This is a genomic window from Luteimonas kalidii (assembly GCF_029887935.1).
GTDB lineage: Bacteria > Pseudomonadota > Gammaproteobacteria > Xanthomonadales > Xanthomonadaceae > Luteimonas > Luteimonas kalidii.
Genome location: NZ_JARXRO010000014.1, coordinates 237,932 through 254,252 on the forward strand (window position 1 = coordinate 237,932; position 16,321 = coordinate 254,252).

At 69.7% G+C, this 16,321-nt stretch carries 16 protein-coding genes; 5 read left to right on the forward strand and 11 right to left on the reverse strand.

Annotated features, from left to right (window positions below):
- Positions 1-71: 71 nt before the first annotated feature.
- The 3 genes from ppsA (at position 72) to QFW81_RS06625 (ending at position 4,153) form a co-directional block, all read left to right on the forward strand.
- Complete coding sequence (ppsA, locus tag QFW81_RS06615; RefSeq protein WP_280577877.1) at positions 72-2,483, forward strand: phosphoenolpyruvate synthase; 2,412 nt, start codon at positions 72-74, stop codon at positions 2,481-2,483.
- 218 nt (positions 2,484-2,701) lie between these two features.
- On the forward strand, positions 2,702-3,142 hold the full coding sequence (locus QFW81_RS06620; protein WP_280577879.1) for a hypothetical protein: 441 nt from the start codon (positions 2,702-2,704) through the stop codon (positions 3,140-3,142).
- Between the two features lie 105 nt (positions 3,143-3,247).
- Complete coding sequence (locus QFW81_RS06625; protein ID WP_280577880.1) at positions 3,248-4,153, forward strand: mechanosensitive ion channel family protein; 906 nt, start codon at positions 3,248-3,250, stop codon at positions 4,151-4,153.
- A 46-nt stretch (positions 4,154-4,199) separates the two neighbouring features.
- Here QFW81_RS06625 and orn read toward each other — a convergent pair whose 3' ends face one another.
- Complete coding sequence (gene orn / locus QFW81_RS06630; protein ID WP_280578342.1) at positions 4,200-4,766, reverse strand: oligoribonuclease; 567 nt, start codon at positions 4,764-4,766, stop codon at positions 4,200-4,202.
- 65 nt (positions 4,767-4,831) lie between these two features.
- On the opposite strand from orn, the gene QFW81_RS06635 reads away from it, so the two are divergent.
- The gene (locus tag QFW81_RS06635; protein WP_280577881.1) at positions 4,832-5,311 is read left to right on the forward strand and encodes a DUF2721 domain-containing protein; all 480 of its coding nucleotides are present in this window, start codon (positions 4,832-4,834) and stop codon (positions 5,309-5,311) included.
- Positions 5,312-5,448: 137 nt separating this feature from the next.
- Here QFW81_RS06635 and tadA read toward each other — a convergent pair whose 3' ends face one another.
- The 6 genes from tadA to QFW81_RS06665 all read right to left on the reverse strand — a co-directional run bounded on the left by tadA (position 5,449) and on the right by QFW81_RS06665 (position 11,637).
- Complete coding sequence (gene tadA, locus QFW81_RS06640) at positions 5,449-5,973, reverse strand: tRNA adenosine(34) deaminase TadA (protein WP_280577882.1); 525 nt, start codon at positions 5,971-5,973, stop codon at positions 5,449-5,451.
- A 29-nt stretch (positions 5,974-6,002) separates the two neighbouring features.
- A complete protein-coding gene (locus tag QFW81_RS06645) occupies positions 6,003-6,989 on the reverse strand; it encodes an aldo/keto reductase (RefSeq protein WP_280577883.1) in 987 nt (328 codons plus the stop codon).
- A 79-nt stretch (positions 6,990-7,068) separates the two neighbouring features.
- Positions 7,069-8,649, reverse strand: a complete 1,581-nt coding sequence (guaA, locus tag QFW81_RS06650; protein WP_280577884.1) for a glutamine-hydrolyzing GMP synthase — start codon at positions 8,647-8,649, stop codon at positions 7,069-7,071.
- Entirely contained in the window at positions 8,646-8,951 is a 306-nt protein-coding gene (locus tag QFW81_RS06655) for a hypothetical protein (RefSeq protein WP_280577885.1), read from the reverse strand. Before QFW81_RS06655 ends, guaA begins: the two co-directional genes overlap by 4 nt.
- Positions 8,952-8,957: 6 nt before the next feature.
- The gene (gene guaB, locus QFW81_RS06660; RefSeq protein WP_280577886.1) at positions 8,958-10,415 is read right to left on the reverse strand and encodes an IMP dehydrogenase; all 1,458 of its coding nucleotides are present in this window, start codon (positions 10,413-10,415) and stop codon (positions 8,958-8,960) included.
- Between the two features lie 346 nt (positions 10,416-10,761).
- Positions 10,762-11,637 carry a cytochrome c oxidase assembly protein gene (locus QFW81_RS06665; RefSeq protein WP_280577887.1) on the reverse strand — a complete coding sequence of 292 codons (876 nt, stop codon included), beginning with the start codon at positions 11,635-11,637 and terminating at the stop codon, positions 10,762-10,764.
- A 36-nt stretch (positions 11,638-11,673) separates the two neighbouring features.
- Between QFW81_RS06665 and QFW81_RS06670 the strand changes: the two genes are divergently transcribed.
- Positions 11,674-12,195, forward strand: coding sequence for a CopD family protein (locus QFW81_RS06670; RefSeq protein ID WP_280577888.1), 522 nt, complete (start codon positions 11,674-11,676; stop codon positions 12,193-12,195).
- Here QFW81_RS06670 and QFW81_RS06675 read toward each other — a convergent pair.
- The 4 genes from QFW81_RS06675 to QFW81_RS06690 are packed head-to-tail and all read right to left on the reverse strand — an operon-like array spanning position 12,141 to position 16,109.
- Positions 12,141-12,671, reverse strand: coding sequence for a DUF2231 domain-containing protein (locus tag QFW81_RS06675; protein WP_280577889.1), 531 nt, complete (start codon positions 12,669-12,671; stop codon positions 12,141-12,143). The genes QFW81_RS06670 and QFW81_RS06675 overlap by 55 nt on opposite strands.
- Positions 12,672-12,679: 8 nt before the next feature.
- On the reverse strand, positions 12,680-12,967 hold the full coding sequence (locus QFW81_RS06680; RefSeq protein WP_280577890.1) for a hypothetical protein: 288 nt from the start codon (positions 12,965-12,967) through the stop codon (positions 12,680-12,682).
- A gap of 44 nt (positions 12,968-13,011) precedes the next feature.
- Positions 13,012-15,531, reverse strand: coding sequence for a cytochrome c oxidase subunit I (gene ctaD / locus QFW81_RS06685; RefSeq protein ID WP_280577891.1), 2,520 nt, complete (start codon positions 15,529-15,531; stop codon positions 13,012-13,014).
- Positions 15,528-16,109: a cytochrome c oxidase subunit II gene (locus QFW81_RS06690; RefSeq protein WP_280577893.1), complete on the reverse strand. Its 582-nt coding sequence runs from the start codon at positions 16,107-16,109 to the stop codon at positions 15,528-15,530. The genes ctaD and QFW81_RS06690 overlap by 4 nt, the downstream gene beginning before the upstream one ends.
- Positions 16,110-16,321: the final 212 nt, after the last annotated feature.

Sequence of the window (16,321 nt, forward strand, 5' to 3'; positions counted from 1 at the left end):
CCCATGTCGGGGCTAAAATAGCGTTTTCGGTCGGGCCATGCCCGGCCTTTTCGCCACTTCGGAGAGTCCCCTTGAACCAGCCTGCCCCGCAGCCGTCGGCCCCGACGGCGAACATCCTGTGGCTCCACGACCTGCGACTGGCCGACCTGGCCCAGGTGGGCGGCAAGAACTCCTCGCTCGGCGAGATGATCGGCGAGCTGTCGGAACTCGGGGTGTCGGTGCCTGGCGGATTCGCCACTACCGCCGATGCCTTCCGCGACTTCATCGCCCACAACACCCTGCACCAGCGCATCTTCGACCGGCTCGCTCCGCTCGACGTGGAGGATGTCGGCGCGCTGACCGCCGCTGGCGGCGAGATCCGCCGCTGGGTGATCGAAGCGCCGCTGCAGCCCGCGCTCGATGCCGACATCCGCACCGCCTACGCGAAGCTGTGCGGCGACAACGGCGGAGGCGAGGTCGCGGTCGCGGTGCGCTCCTCGGCCACCGCCGAGGACCTGCCGGACGCCTCGTTCGCCGGCCAGCAGGAGACGTTCCTCAACGTGACCGGCGCCGACGACGTGGTGCGCAAGGTCAAGGAAGTCTTCGCCAGCCTGTACAACGATCGCGCGATCGCCTATCGCGTGCACCACGGGTTCAAGCACGAGGACGTGTTCCTGTCCGCCGGCGTACAGCTGATGGTGCGCTCGGACGTGGGCGCCTCGGGCGTGCTGTTCACCCTGGACACCGAGTCGGGCTTCCGCGACGTGGTGTTCATCACCTCGAGCTTCGGCCTCGGCGAGATGGTCGTGCAGGGCGCGGTGAACCCGGACGAGTTCTACGTCTACAAGCCCACGCTCCGGGCCGGCAAGCCGGCCATCCTGCGCCGATCGATCGGCGCCAAGCAGCTGCGCATGGTGTATTCCGACCAGGCCGGCGAGCGGGTGCGCACCGAGGACACGCCGGCCGGACTGCGCAACACGTTCTCGATCTCCGATGCCGACGTGCAGGAACTCGCGAAGCAGGCGCTGGTGATCGAGGACCACTACGGCCGCCCGATGGACATCGAGTGGGCGAAGGACGGCGTGAGCGGAAAGCTCTTCATCGTCCAGGCGCGCCCGGAAACGGTGAAGTCGCGTACCCGCGCGACCCAGATCGAGCGCTACTCGCTGGAGCGGCGCGGCGAGGTGATGACCGAAGGCCGCGCCATCGGCCAGAAGATCGGCAGTGGCGTGGCGCGCGTGGTGCGCCGGCTCGAGGACATGGAGCATGTGCGGCCCGGCGACGTGCTGGTGGCCGACATGACCGACCCGGACTGGGAGCCGGTGATGAAGCGCGCTTCCGCGATCGTCACCAACCGCGGCGGCCGTACCTGCCATGCCGCGATCATCGCCCGCGAGCTCGGTGTGCCGGCCGTGGTCGGCACCGGCAATGGGCTGGACGCGATCGAGGACGGCGTGGAGGTCACGGTGAGCTGCGCCGAGGGCGACACCGGCTACATCTACGCCGGCACCCTGCCCTTCGAGCGCATCACCACCGACCTGGCCTCGATGCCCGAGGCACCGCTCAAGATCATGATGAACGTCGCCAACCCCGAGCGCGCATTCGATTTCGGGCAGTTGCCCAACGCGGGCATCGGCCTGGCGCGCCTGGAGATGATCATCGCCGCGCATATCGGCGTGCATCCCAATGCGCTGCTCGAGTACGACCGCCAGGATCCGGAGACGCGGAAGAAGATCGACGAGAAGGCCGCCGGCTATGCCTCGCCGGTGGACTTCTACGTCGGTCGCCTGGCCGAGGGGATCGCCACGCTCACCGCATCGGTCGCGCCGCATCCGGTGATCGTGCGCCTGTCGGATTTCAAGTCCAACGAGTACGCCAACCTGATCGGCGGGTCGAACTACGAGCCGCACGAAGAGAACCCGATGATCGGCTTCCGCGGCGCCAGCCGCTACGTCGATCCCTCCTTCTCCGAGGCGTTCGCGCTGGAGTGCAAGGCGGTGCTGCGCGTGCGCAACGAGATGGGCCTGGAGAACCTGTGGGTGATGATCCCGTTCGTGCGCACGCTGGAGGAAGGCCGCAAGGTGATCGAGGTGCTGGCCGGGAACGGCCTGCGCCAGGGCGAGAACGGCCTGAAGATCATCATGATGTGCGAGGTCCCGTCCAACGCGCTGCTGGCCGACGAGTTCCTCGAGATCTTCGACGGCTTCTCGATCGGCTCCAACGACCTGACCCAGCTTACCCTGGGCCTGGATCGCGACTCGTCGATCGTCGCGCACCTGTTCGACGAGCGGAACCCGGCGGTGAAGAAGCTGCTGTCGATGGCGATCAAGGCTGCGCGCGCCAAGGGCAAGTACGTGGGCATCTGCGGCCAGGGGCCGAGCGATCATCCCGACCTCGCGCAGTGGCTGATGGAGGAAGGGATCGAATCAGTGTCACTCAATCCCGATACCGTGGTCGACACCTGGCTCAGGCTGGCGAAGTCGAAGGCGAAGGCCGACGGCTGACGCCGCAGTCCAGGGATGCGCGTCGGGATGCCCAATTCCGATGCGGACCGCGTCGACGAGTTCCAACATGACCGGGATGCAAGCGTGACGGCAGTATCGCTGTCTGTTTCAGGCAGATGTCGTCACCGGCTGGTTGTGGCTACGGGCACGATCGCTTCACCCCGGTATAACGGCGCGCAGGTAGCCTTCATTCCGGACTCATGACTGGATCTGCCGACGTGAAACGGATTTTCTTCTGGACGATCTTCGCAGTGGCTGCCCTCTCCGCGCTGCCGGTCGCCACTGCCTTCGCCCAGTCCGGCCAATGCGGGGGCAACCTGATCGCACACCGTCCCATCACGATGCCCAATGGCACCCGGATCGGTGAGTTGCAGCTCTACTACAACCCGTCGAACGGGCGGAACTGCGCGAGGACCGTCAAGGGCGGTCCTGCATGGGGCGTTCCCTCGATCACGGCCGTCTCGCTTGCCCGTTGCCGGAATCGCAGCGACCGCGAATGCGGGATCGACCTGCGATTCGACGTCCAGCCCTACTATCGCCACTTCGCGGGGCCGGTGCGCGTTCCGGCGCGCAACAGCTGCATCCGCGCAGCGGGCTACATCGACTTCCGCGGTGGACGGCACTGGGCCAACACGATCTACGGCCACTGCGGCGGTTGATGCCATTCAAAGACGCGGCAATCACGCCGCCGCCGCTAGCATTATGCCCATCGGGCAACAGGCGCCCCGCTCATGCGGGGCGTCGCCGTTTCGAGGAGACCGGAGATGGAATCGATGCTGGGGATGGTGCGCGAGGGCGCGTGGACCACGCTCGCCACCTACTGGGGCGGCAGGATCCTGATCGCGCTGCTGGTGTTGTTCGTCGGCATCCGCCTGGCGAAATGGCTGGCCGGGCTCGCCGAGCGGGGCATGACCCGCAGCCACATCGAGCCCACGGCCGTGAGCTTCCTGCGCAAGGTGGTGTATGTCGCGCTATTGGTGGTGCTGGCGCTGACCGTGCTGCAGGCGATCTTCGGCGTCGCGCCGACCTCGATGATCGCAGTGCTAGGCGCCGCAGGCCTCGCGATCGGCCTGGCGCTCAAGGATTCCCTGTCGAACGTCGCGTCGGGCGTGATGCTGGTGTCGCTCAAGCCGTTCCGGGTCGGCCACATCGTCACCATCAACGGAGTCACCGGCAAGGTGGAGGACGTGAGCATCTTCCAGACCCGGCTGCGCGGCGCCGACAACCAGGTGATCGTGATGCCCAACAGCCTGATCACCACCGATTCCATCATCAACCTGACGCCGGACACCATGCGCCGGGTCGAGATCGTGGTCGGCATCGGCTACGGCGACGACATCGACCATGCGCGCCGGATCATCGAGGAGATCTTCGCGGCCGACGAGCGGCTGCTCCCGGAACCGGCCCCGGACGTGATGGTCTATGCGCTCGGCGACAACAGCGTGAACCTGGGCGTGCGCTGCCACGTGGCGAATGCCGACTGGTTCGCGGTGAAGTGCGCGCTGACCGAGCAGATCAAGAAGCGCTTCGATGCCGAGGGCATCACCATTCCGTACCCGCAGCGGGACGTGCACATGTACCACCACGCAGGCGGTGGCGTCCCTGCCCTGTCGAGCGCGCCGGGTGACCGCCCCGCCCTGCCGGATCCATCGGGAGCGCAGGCGGGCTGATACGCGCAGCCGTCAGGCCGCCGCGTCCCGCACGATCGAACGGCCCTCAGGCGGCGAGCGCCGCCAGGTGCCTGCGGTAGTGGCGCAGCTCGGCGATCGAGTCGTGCACATCGCTCAGCGCGGTGTGCGCCGACTCCTTCTTCACTCCGGCCAGCACCTGCGGTGCCCAGCGCCGGGCGAGTTCCTTGAGTGTGCTCACGTCCAGGTTGCGGTAGTGGAAATGGCGCTCCAGGGCCGGCATCAGGCGGTGCAGGAAGCGGCGGTCCTGGCAGATGGAGTTGCCGCACATCGGCGACTGGCGCGGTTCCACCCACTGCGCCAGGAAATCCAGTGTCAGTGTCTCGGCCTCGACCATCGGCACGCCCTCCTCCAGTACCCGCTTCCACAGGCCGGACTTTCCGTGCTGGGCGCGGTTCCAGTCGTCCATCGCCTCGAGCGCCGACATCGGATGGGCGATGGCGAACGCCGGGCCCTCGGCGAGCACGTTGAGCTCGGCGTCGGTGATGACGGTGGCGATTTCGAGGATCGAATCGCGGTCGGTATCCAGACCGGTCATTTCGAGGTCGATCCAGGCCAGGCGGCCTTCGCCGTGCGCGGTGTCGTACGGTGCCATGCGCTCGCGGTCGTAGTCGGGAGGCGTCATGATACTCCCGCCCACCCAAAGCGCACCGAACGCACATGCCCCCCAACGCATCCCTGGCCCACTACGCGATCCTGACCGCGATGCTCGCGCCGGCGTTCTTCCTGACCGCCACCGCCGCCCTGCTGGGCTCCGCGAACGCGCGCCTGGCCCGCATCATCGACCGCGCCCGCACCCTGCTCAAGGACCTGGCCGAGAACGAGGACCCGGAGGAACGCGCCCTGCTCGAGCGCCGGATCGCGGTCCAGCGCCGCCGCAGCCTGATCATCCTGCGCGCTAGCCAGCTGCTGTACGTGGCGATCAGCTGCTTCGTGGCCACCAGCCTGCTGGTCGCCGGCGATTCGTTCTTCGACCATGTCTTCGGTCCGTGGCCGACGATCATGGCGGTGCTCGGGGTGCTGTCGATGTTCGGCTCGAGCCTGCTGCTGGCGAGCGAGGCGTCCATGGCGGTGCGCGCGGTGAACGACGAGATGGACGATGGCCACCGCTTCGCCAGCCGGCGCAGTCCGCTGCTCTGACGCATCCCCGATGTACGCGGTCCCCGGTCGGGACACGCAGCGGGTCGCGGCCGAACTTTCAGCCAAGCGGGCCCGGGGGTGGCTGCAGTCGGCGCGGCAGGGTACCGGCTCGGCCCAAGCCCGGCGACGGCGGGCTTTCACCCTTCGTCCGGCGATCCGCCCTGCCCGCCCAGCGGCGGCCTGCCGCGCTTGGCGCGGAAGTAGTTGCTGAGCCGGCGCCCCGCCTCCTCTCCGAGCACCCCGCCACTCACGGCGACGCGGTGGTTGTGCCGCGGGTCGGCGAGCAGGTCGAACACGCTGCCGCAGGCGCCGGTCTTGGGGTCGGCCGCGCCATAGACCAATCGCGCGATGCGTGCGTGGACGATGGCCATCGCGCACATCGCGCACGGCTCGAGCGTCACGTACAGTGTGCTGCCGACCAGCCGGTGGTTGCCCAGCGCCTGTCCGCCCGCGCGCAAGGCCACGATCTCGGCATGCGCGGTCGGATCGTGGGTGGCGATGTTGCGGTTGAAGCCTTCACCGAACGCGCGGCCATCGGCGGCCACGAGCACCGCGCCCACCGGGATCTCGTCGAACTCGCGCTCTGCGCGGTCGGCCAGGGTGAAGGCATGCCGCATCCAGCGCTCGTCGTCTTCCGGCGGCGTCGCCTGCCCTGGGGGCACGTCGTGCATCTCCCGGCGCCCGCGACCGCTCACCAGCGCTGGTGCACGTGCGGGCGGATGTCCTCGTCGTAGATCCGCGCGACCGCCGCCAGCGTCGCGTCCGGCAGCGGCGGCAGTTCGGCGGCCGCGAGGTTCGCCAGTGCCTGGGTCGGGGTGCGCGCGCCCGGAATGACCACGCTCACCGCCTCGTCCATCAGGATCCAGCGCAGTGCGAGCTGGGCGAGCGTCGCGCCTTCAGGGACCAGCGGACGCAGCTTCTCGACCGCGGCCAGCCCGACCTCGTAAGGCACGCCGGCGAAGGTCTCGCCCACGTCGAAGGCCTCGCCCTTGCGGTTGAACCGGCGGTGGTCGTCGGCCTCGAACCGGGTATCGGCGCGGAACTTGCCGCTGAGCAGGCCGCTGGCCAGCGGCACGCGCACGATCACCGCGACCTGCCGCCGCCGCGCCTCGCGGAAGAACAGCTCGGCCGGACGCAGGCGGAACATGTTGTAGATGATCTGCACGCTGGCGACGTGCGGATACTCGATCGCCTTCAGCGCCTCCTCCACCCGCTCCACGCTGACGCCGTAGTGGCGCAGCTTGCCGCGCTCGACCAGGCGGTCCATGTGGTCGAACAGTTCGGGGTGGTAGTAGGCATCGGTCGGCGGGCAGTGCAACTGCACAAGGTCGAGGCAGTCGGTCTGCAGGTTCTGCAGGCTGCGATCGATCCAGCCTTCGAGGTTGGCGGCGGTGTAGCCGTCCACCGTCTGCGCCGGGAGGCGTCGCCCGGCCTTGGTGGCCACGAACGGCCGCTCGCCTCCGCGCTCCTTCAGCACCTGCGCGATCAGGCGCTCGGAATGGCCATCGCCGTAGACGTCGGCGGTGTCGATGAAGTCGAGACCGGCATCGAGCGCCGCGTGCAGCGCCGCAACCGATTCGACGTCGTCGACCTTGCCCCAGGCAGCGCCGATCGCCCAGGCGCCGAATCCGATTTCGCCGACGTTGCGGCCGGTGCGGCCGAAGGGTCTGGATTGCATCATGGTGTCCTGCAGGAACGGGGCCTCGGTACACAGCATAGCCCGGCCACCGGCCGCGGCAGCCGCACTGCACCGTCGTTTACTCCCACTCGATCGTCGCCGGTGGCTTGCCGGAGATGTCGTAGACCACGCGCGAGACGCCGCGCAGCTCGTTGATGATGCGGTTGGACACCGTGCCGAGGAACTCGTACGGCAGGTGCACCCAGTGCGCGGTCATGAAATCGATGGTTTCCACCGCGCGCAGCGCGATCACCCATTCGTAGGCGCGCGCATCGCCGACCACGCCGACCGACTTCACCGGCAGGAACACCGCGAACGCCTGCGAGGTCCGGTCGTACAGGTCGGCCTTGCGCAGTTCCTCGATGAAGATCGCGTCGGCCTTCGCCAGCAGCTCCGCGTACTCGCGCTTCACCTCGCCGAGGATGCGTACGCCCAGCCCGGGCCCGGGGAAGGGATGACGGTAGACCATGGGGCGCGGCAAACCGAGTTCCACCCCCAGCCGGCGCACCTCGTCCTTGAACAGTTCGCGCAGCGGCTCCACCAGGCCGAGCTTCATGTGCGCCGGCAGGCCGCCGACGTTGTGGTGGCTCTTGATCACGTGGGCCTTGCCGGTCTTGCTGCCGGCCGACTCGATCACGTCGGGATAGATGGTGCCCTGGGCCAGCCACTTCGCATTGGCCAGCTTCGCGGACTCCTCCTCGAAGATGTCCACGAACAGGTTGCCGATGATCTTGCGCTTGGCCTCGGGGTCGGCCACGCCGTCGAGCGCCGCAAAGTAGCGTTCGGCCGCGTCCACGCGCACCACGCGCACGCCCATGTGCTCGGCGAACATCGCCATCACCTGGTCGCCTTCCTGCCAGCGCAGCAGGCCGGTGTCGACGAACACGCAGGTCAGCTGGTCGCCGATCGCCTTGTGCAACAGCGCGGCCACGACGGACGAATCCACGCCGCCGGACAGGCCCAGGACCACCTCGTCCGAACCGACCTGCTCGCGCACGCGCGCGATCTGGTCCTCGATGATGTGCGCCGCCGTCCACAGCGTGGCGCAACCGCAGACCTCGACCAGGAAGCGGCGCAGCAGCGTCTGGCCCTGCAGCGTATGCGTGACCTCCGGGTGGAACTGCACGCCGTACCAGCGCCTGTCCTCGTCGGCCATTGCCGCGACCGGAATGCGGTCGGTGGTGGCGGTCACCGTGAAGCCGGGCGGCACCTGCGAGACGTGGTCGCCGTGGCTCATCCACACGTTCAGGCGCGCCTTGCCCGGGTGGTCGGTGAGCCCGGAGAACAGCGCGTCGGCGTGCACCACATCGACTTCCGCATGGCCGAACTCGCGCTGGTCCGCCGCATCGGTGGCGCCGCCCAGCTGCGCGGCCAGCGTCTGCATGCCGTAGCAGATGCCGAGGATCGGCAGCCCGCTGTCGAACACTTCCTGCGGCGCGGACGGCGCGCCCGGCAGCGTGGTCGACTCCGGCCCACCCGACAGGATGATGCCCTTCGCGCCGAACGCGGCGATCTCGGCCGGATCGTGGTCCCAGGCCCAGATTTCGCAGTACACGCCGATCTCGCGGATGCGGCGCGCGATCAGCTGCGTGTACTGCGCGCCGAAATCGAGGATCAGGATCTTGTCGCTGTGGATGTCGGTTGACGGCTGGAAGGTCATGCCTGTCTGGTCCGGATGAGGCGGGTAATGAGATGGAATGCGGCGCCGGTGCACAGACCGATCGGCAGCGTGACCAGGCCGACCTCGAGCGCTGTCCGGAAGGCATCGGCCGGCATGCTGCCGGCAATCGGCCCCCGTCGCACCATGTCGAGCTGCGTGAGATGGAACACGAAGGCGTACATGGACGCGGCTGCCACACCCGCCACCGCGATGCGTTGCCAGGCCCGGCGGAAGATCAGACCCAGCAAGCCGCCCAGCACGAGCGGCAGCGCGACCAGCAGCATCCAGCCGGCCTCGTCCATGCGCGCTCAGCTCATCCTGTAGTTCGGTGGTTCCTTGGTGATCTGCACGTCGTGGACGTGGCTCTCGCGCTGGCCGGCGCCGGAGACCTTCACGAATTGCGGCTTGCGGCGCATCTCGTCGATGCTCGCGCAGCCGACGTAGCCCATCGTCGCACGCAGCCCGCCGGCCAGCTGGTGCACCACGCCGCTGAGCGGCCCGCGGTACGGCACCCGGCCTTCGATGCCTTCGGGCACCAGCTTGTCGGCCTCGCTGGCGTCCTGGAAATAGCGGTCCTTGCTGCCCTTCTCCATTGCGCCGAGCGAACCCATGCCGCGATAGCTCTTGTAGCTGCGGCCCTGGAACAGCTCGGTTTCGCCCGGCGATTCCTCGGTGCCCGCGAACAGGCCGCCGATCATGATCGTCGAGGCGCCGGCGGCCAGCGCCTTGCCCAGGTCGCCGGAATAACGGATGCCGCCGTCGGCGATCAGCGGGATGCGGTCCTGCAGCGCTTCGGCCACCATCGACACCGCGGTCACCTGCGGCACGCCGACGCCGGCCACCATGCGCGTGGTGCAGATCGAACCCGGGCCCACGCCCACCTTGACCGCATCGGCACCGGCGTCCATCAGCGCCAGCGCGGCATCGCCGCTGACGATGTTGCCGGCGACCACCTGCAGCGAAGGAAACGTCTTCTTGACCCAGGCCACGCGATCGATCACGCCCTGGGAATGTCCGTGCGCGGTGTCCACGATCACCACGTCCACCCCGGCGGCGACCAGCAGCTCCACCCGGTGCTCGGTGTCGCCGCCGACGCCTACCGCAGCGCCCACGAGCAGCTGTTCGCCGGCGTCGTAGGCGGCGTTGGGATTGTCGGACTTCTTCTGGATGTCCTTGACCGTGATCAGGCCGCGCAGTTCGAAGGCGTCGTTGACCACCAGCACCTTCTCGATGCGGTGCCTGTGCAGCAGGCCGATGACCTCGTCGTCGCTGGCGCCTTCGCGCACCGTGACCAGGCGGTCCTTCTTGGTCATGATGTTGCGCACCGGATCGTCGAGCTTCTTCTCGAAACGCATGTCGCGGCCGGTGACGATGCCGACCAGGCGGCCCTCGTCCACCACCGGCACGCCGGAGATGCGGCGCGCGCGGGTGAGCTTGAGCACTTCGCCGATGGTCGTATTGGGACCGACGGTGAAGGGTTCGCGGATCACCCCGGCCTCGAAGTTCTTGACCTGCTGCACCTCGGCCGCCTGGCGCTCGGCGGTCAGGTTCTTGTGCACGATGCCGATGCCGCCAAGCTGGGCCATGGCGATCGCCAGGCGGGCCTCGGTCACCGTGTCCATCGCCGCCGAGACGATCGGCAGGTTCAGGCGCAGGGATTTCGTGAGCTGGGTGGCGAGCGAGACGTCCTTGGGCAGGACGGTGGAATGCGCGGGGACGAGGGAAACGTCGTCGTACGTCAGTGCTTCAGCCTGGATGCGGAGCATCGGCAGTCCCGGGATCGGTGGGGAAGCGCGGCATTATACCGCGCTGCGGCAAGGCCGGGCGCCGCGCCGATGATCCGCTGCGTATCGGTCGGACGTGCAATGCGGGGCGACCAGTCGGGCGACGCCGCGCTGGCCCGCGCCGTCACCCCTGGTCGACCCGCTGCGCGGATAATCGCCCCGTGCCCCCGATTTCCTCCAGCCGCCGATGCGGTCACGTCCAGCCGCCGATGCGGTCACGACGGCCCTGGCATGCGCCCCGCCGCCGCCTGCCGTGTCGCGACGGCGCTGGCCACGACGACGACACGGTCTACGACCATGCACCATCGACATCTGCGCCGTGCAGGAATCAGCCGATGCGCGGCCTGCCCCGGCGCAGTTCGCGCGCCAGCAGCCACAGGGCTCCCGCGAGATACGGCACGCAGGCCGGCACCCACATCACCAGGCCCGCAAGCTGCTGGTCGACCAGCGCGTCCAGCCCGAGCAGCGGCGAGCGCCCGGCGTAGACCGGGTACAGGACGCGACCGGAAAAGGTCAGCAGCGCACCCATGAATCCCATCTGCATCATGACCACCACCACGGCCACCGCGCCCGCGAGTGCACCGCCCGAATCGTCGCGCAACCGCTGCCACAGGAGTGCCCACAGCCACAGGCCGGCGAGCAGGAAGCTGCCGTGCATCAGCCAGTGCACCGGCTCGCTGCGCAGCGCCAGGTCGAGGGCCGCCGGGAGGTGCCAACCCCACATCACGGCGACGTTGGCGGCGGTCGCCGCCGCCAGCGATTGCATCGCCGGGCCCTGGACTGCGCGCTGGGCGCGATGCAGCGTGCGGGACCACGACACCGGCAACGCCGCGGCCAGTGCCGCGACCGGTCTCGCGGCGAGCAGCAGCGGCGGCGCCACCGCCAGCAGCAGCATGTGCTGCGCCATGTGGGCCGCCAGCGACCATTCGCCCAGCGCGTCGAACGGCCACACCGTCGCCAGCAGCATGGCGACCAGGCCCGCCGCACCGGCGCCCGCCTCGGCGCGCGACACGCCGCGGCCGGCATGGCCGCCGCGCCATAGCCGCGCGATGCCGAGCGCGTACGCCGCCGCGAACGCCGACAGCGGCACCAGCAGCCAGGGCGACAGCGACCAGGCCTCGTGCAGCGTCGGCGGTCCCTCGCCGCGCGAATGCGCATGCGCCAGTCCCGGAACTATCGCCGACATCGCCACGGCGACGGACATCCACGCCCGACCCCGGGCCTGCATCGGAGGCTCGCGATGCTGTTCTGGCTGAAGGTCGCCCACATCGCCAGCATGGCGGTGTGGTTCACCGGGCTGTTCCTGATGGCACGCCTGTTCGCGGCGCGGCGCCTGGGGCAGCGCGACGGCCGCGACGCGTTCTTCAATCCGGTGGCGAACCGCCTGTTCTTCCGCATCGCCACCCCGGCGGGCGTGCTGACCATCGGTTTCGGGATGGCGCTGATTCCATGGGCCACGCCGGGCGGCTGGCTGGTGGCCAAGCTCTGCCTGGTCACACTGGTGGTATTGCTGCACCTGTGGCTCGGCGCGCACCTGCATGCGCTCGGGCACGGCCGGCGGGTACGTGGCGTCGCGCTCCTGACCGGCATCCTGGCCTGGGCGCCGCTGGTCCTGCTGCTGGCGATCGCCGCGCTGACCGGCGCCAAGCCGCGCAGCGCGGGCGATCTCCCGGCCCCGGGTGGCACCGGTCCCGTGGAGCCGGTCGATCATTCGTCCAGGGCCTCGTCGGCGGCGTCGGCGGAGTCCTCGTTGGGGCGGTGACCGTAGACGCCGATCCCGTGACCGAAGGTCAGCGTGCCGCCCAGCCACCCGACCACCAGCACCATCAACAGCGTGAACGCGGACTGCAGCAGCGCCCAGGGCCAGACGGCCGCATGGTCCGGGGCGCGCAGCCACACGCCCATCGCCGCCAGTGCCAGCAGCATCACGCCCGCCACGAAATGGCTCCACACGGACACGTGCCGGCGCGCGAGCGGGATCAGGAACATGTCGGTGAGGCCGAGCACCGCCGCCAACAGGCCGCTGCCCAGCCCGAGCACGTTGAGCCACCAGGCCGCCGTCGCCCAGAACCCGTCGCCGGTCCACAGGAACAGCGCATCGGCCGGCAGCAGCAGGCTCAGCGCAGCGACCGGGTAGACCACGATGATCGGATGCAGCGGATGCTGGCGGAACGCGACCCGGCTGGCGACCGTGGGACTGCGCTCTTCGGCGACGGGCTGTTCGAGGGTCTTGCGCATGCGGTCCTTCATTCACAGGGAAGCAGCAGGAACATCGGCAGCGCGGTGAAGCCGATCGCGACCGCGGCCAGCAGCGAGAGGATCGCCACCAGCCGCGCGGCGAACGCGCCATCCGCCCTGGCCGCGTGCGCGCGCAGGCGGCGCCAGGCGTGCAGGCCGATCCAGCCCACCGCGGCCAGGGCCAGAGCGGTGGCGACACCCATGGCCAGGCGCGTGGCCGCATCGCCCCAGCCGCGGGCGCAGCCGAGCCCCTGCAGCGAGTAGACCGCCGCGAAATGCAGCCCCCACGCCAGCATCGGTGCGGCGATCCACGTAAACCGGCGCGGGCGCGCGCGCGGACTCACTGCAGCACCGGGAACAGGTGCACGATCGCCCAGCCGATGGCCGCCTGCACGATGGCATAGCGCAGGAAGGCCCCCGCGACGCGCCATTCCAGCTCGCGCCCCGCGCGCACATGGCCACGCACGACACGCGCCGCCGCGAACCCGCACAGCAGTGCCGCCACGACCAGGTGCAGTGCGCAGAACCCCGCCAGGGTCCACACCACGGCGGTGTAGGCGTGCGCCTGCGGAGCGCCGACCGAGGCGGATAGCGACAGCGGATGGGCCAGCGCGAAACCCGCGGCCGCAAGCGCCGCCAGCGCCATGGCCGCGCTCGCGGCGCGGCCCTGCCCCGCGCGCAGCGACACGCTGGCGCGCCAGCCGGCGATGCCCGCGCCGGCCAGCAGCACCAGGGGCCATGCATGCGACAGGCCTGGCGCCATGGGCGGTTGTCCGGCCGGCGGCCAGGCCTCCGCGCCCAGCCACAGATAGAAATAGGCGAACACCAGCGACGCGAACAGCGAGCCCACGATCAGCAGCGTCCCCACCACCGCCCACCAGCCCGGTGCATTGCGCGCGGCATATTGCGGCGGCAGGCGCGTGCCCTCCTCCGCCTGGATCGTGTCTGGCGCGCGGCGGTGCCCCGTCGTCCACGCCCAGGCGACGAACAGCGCCACCAGCGGCAGCAGGCAGGCGGCGGCCAGGGCGTAGAGGCCCGCGATGAAGCACGCCAGCAGCGCCGCGATCAACAGCGCGCAGGCCAGCGGCAGCCACGAGGAGCCCGACAGGAACACCACCTGCTCCGGCCGCGCCGACACCGGCCCGGTGCCCAGCAGTTCGCGTCGCCCGCTGGCCGGATCGCCGAGCAGGCCGTCGGTGCGCGCGCTGCGCGCGGCCAGGCCGCGGTCGTGCCACAGCGGATACAGGTCCGCCACCACCGGGATCGAGGCGAAGTTGTAGTTCGGGATCGGCGCGCGCAGCGCCCACTCCAGGGTGCCGGCGCGCCACGGGTTCGCGCGCGCGCGCCGGCCGTGCGCGAAGCACAGCCCGGCATCGACCAGGATCGCGACGATCCCCACCGCCAGCACGAAGCCCGCCGCGGTCGAGAGCAGGTTCAGCCATTCCACGCCCAGTTGCGGAGAGTAGGTGTACACCCGCCGCGGCATGCCCAGCAGGCCGGTCAGGTGCATCGGCAGGAAGGTCAGGTTGAAGCCGACGAACACCAGCCAGAACGCCGTCCGGCTGATGCTCTCGGACGGCATGCGGCCGGTGGCCAGCGGCAGCCAGTAGTACAGGCCCGCGAACAGCGGGAACATCATCCCCCCGATCAGCACGTAGTGCAGGTGCGCGACCACGAAGTGGGTGTCGTGCGCCTGCCAGTCGAATGGCACGAAGGCCAGCATCACCCCGGTCAGCCCGCCGAGCACGAACACGAAGAAGAAGCCGAAGATGTGCAGCATCGGCAGCCGCATCCACGGCCGTCCCGACCACAGCGTCGCGATCCAGGCGAACACCTGGATCGAGGTCGGGATCGCCACCGCCATGCTCGCCGCGCTGAAGAACGCCAGCGCCAGCAGCGGAATGCCGATCGCGAACATGTGGTGCACCCACAGCCCGAAGCTCAGGAAGCCGGTCGCCACCAGCGCCAGCACGATCCAGCTGTAACCCACCACCGGGCGCCGGGCGAAGGTGGGGACCACCATCGACACCACGCCTGCCGCCGGCAGGAAGATGATGTAGACCTCCGGGTGGCCGAACAGCCAGAACAGGTGCTGCCACAGCAGCGGATCGCCGCCGAGTGCGGGATCGAAGAACACGAAGCCGAACGCGCGCTGCAGTTCGAGCAGGATGCTGGCCAGGATCAGCGGCGGGAAACCCAGCGCGATCATGAAGGCCATCACCAGGATCGCCCAGGCGAACAGCGGCATCCGGCGGATATCCATGCCCGGTGCGCGGGTGACCAGGATCGCCACGATCAGCTCCACCGCCGCGGTCACCGCCGCGATCTCGGCGAAGGTCACGCCGATCAGCCAGAAATCCGCGCCCTTGCCGGGCGAATAGGTCGCATCGGTCAGCGGCACGTACATGAACCAGCCGCCGTCGGGCGCGGCGTCGAACAGCAGGCTCGAGTACAGGAACAGGCCGCCGAACAGGTAGCACCACCAGCCGAACGCGCTCAGCCGCGGGAACGGCAGGTCGCGTGCGCCGATCATCTTCGGCAGCAGGTACATCGCGAAGCCTTCCATGATCGGCACCGCGAACAGGAACATCATCGTGGTCCCGTGCAGGGTCACGAACTGGTTGTAGCGGCGCGGATCCAGCACCTCGGCGTCGAACCAGGCCAGCTGCAGCCGGATGAACATCGACAGCAGTCCGCCCACCAGCAGGAAGCCGAAGCCGGCGACGATGAAGCGCAGCGCGATGGTGCCGTGGTTGACCGCGGTCAGTTGCCCGGCCAGGCCCGGACCGTTGGCCCAGATGCGGTCGAGCGCGGCCAGGCGCCGGCCGTGGGCACTGTCGCCGGAATGCGTCGCAGTCAACGCGCGTCTCCTTCGCCTTCCACCGCCTGCGCGGCCAGCCAGGCGCGGTAGCCGCGCGCATCGCGCACCTCGACCGCGAACGCCATGCGCGCATGCTCGAGCCCGCAGAACTCCGCGCACTGCCCCCGCATCGGCACCCGACGGTCGGCGCGCAGGCGCAGCACGTTGGTGCGCCCCGGGATCGCGTCGACCTTCCCGCCCAGTCGCGGGATCCAGAAGCTGTGGATCACGTCCTCGCTGCCGACCTCGAATTCCACCATCTCGCCCAGCGGCAGCACGAGCCGGTCGATCGAAGTCGCCCCCACCGCACCGTCGGGGCCGAGGTAGTCGAACTGCCACTGCCACTGGCGCGCGGTGACCCGCACCACGTGCGCGGCATCATCGCCGCGCCCGGTCACGCGATCGCTCGCGAGCGTGCCGTAGGTGAGCAGCGCCGCCAGCAGAACGGTGGGCAACGCGACGCCGCCCACCAGGATCAGGCGCTGCCCCGCGGCCGGCCCCAGCGAACGCCCACGGCGCATCGCCAGCAGCGCGAGCACGATCACGAGCGTCCACGCCACGCCTGCACCGGCCAACATCAGCCACCAGCCGGTGGCGATCTCGCGTGCGGCCGGGCCTGCGGGGTCCAGCGCGGACTGCGGCCCCCGGCAGGCGGCCAGCGCCAGCGCTGCGAGCGCGGCGATGGCTGGCCAGCGGTGTGCGCACCCGTGCCTGAAGATGGTGTGGTTCCTCCGCGCGTCCCCGCCCGCGCCGCGGGCATACAGGACGCGAGTGTGGCTAGGCAGCCGTG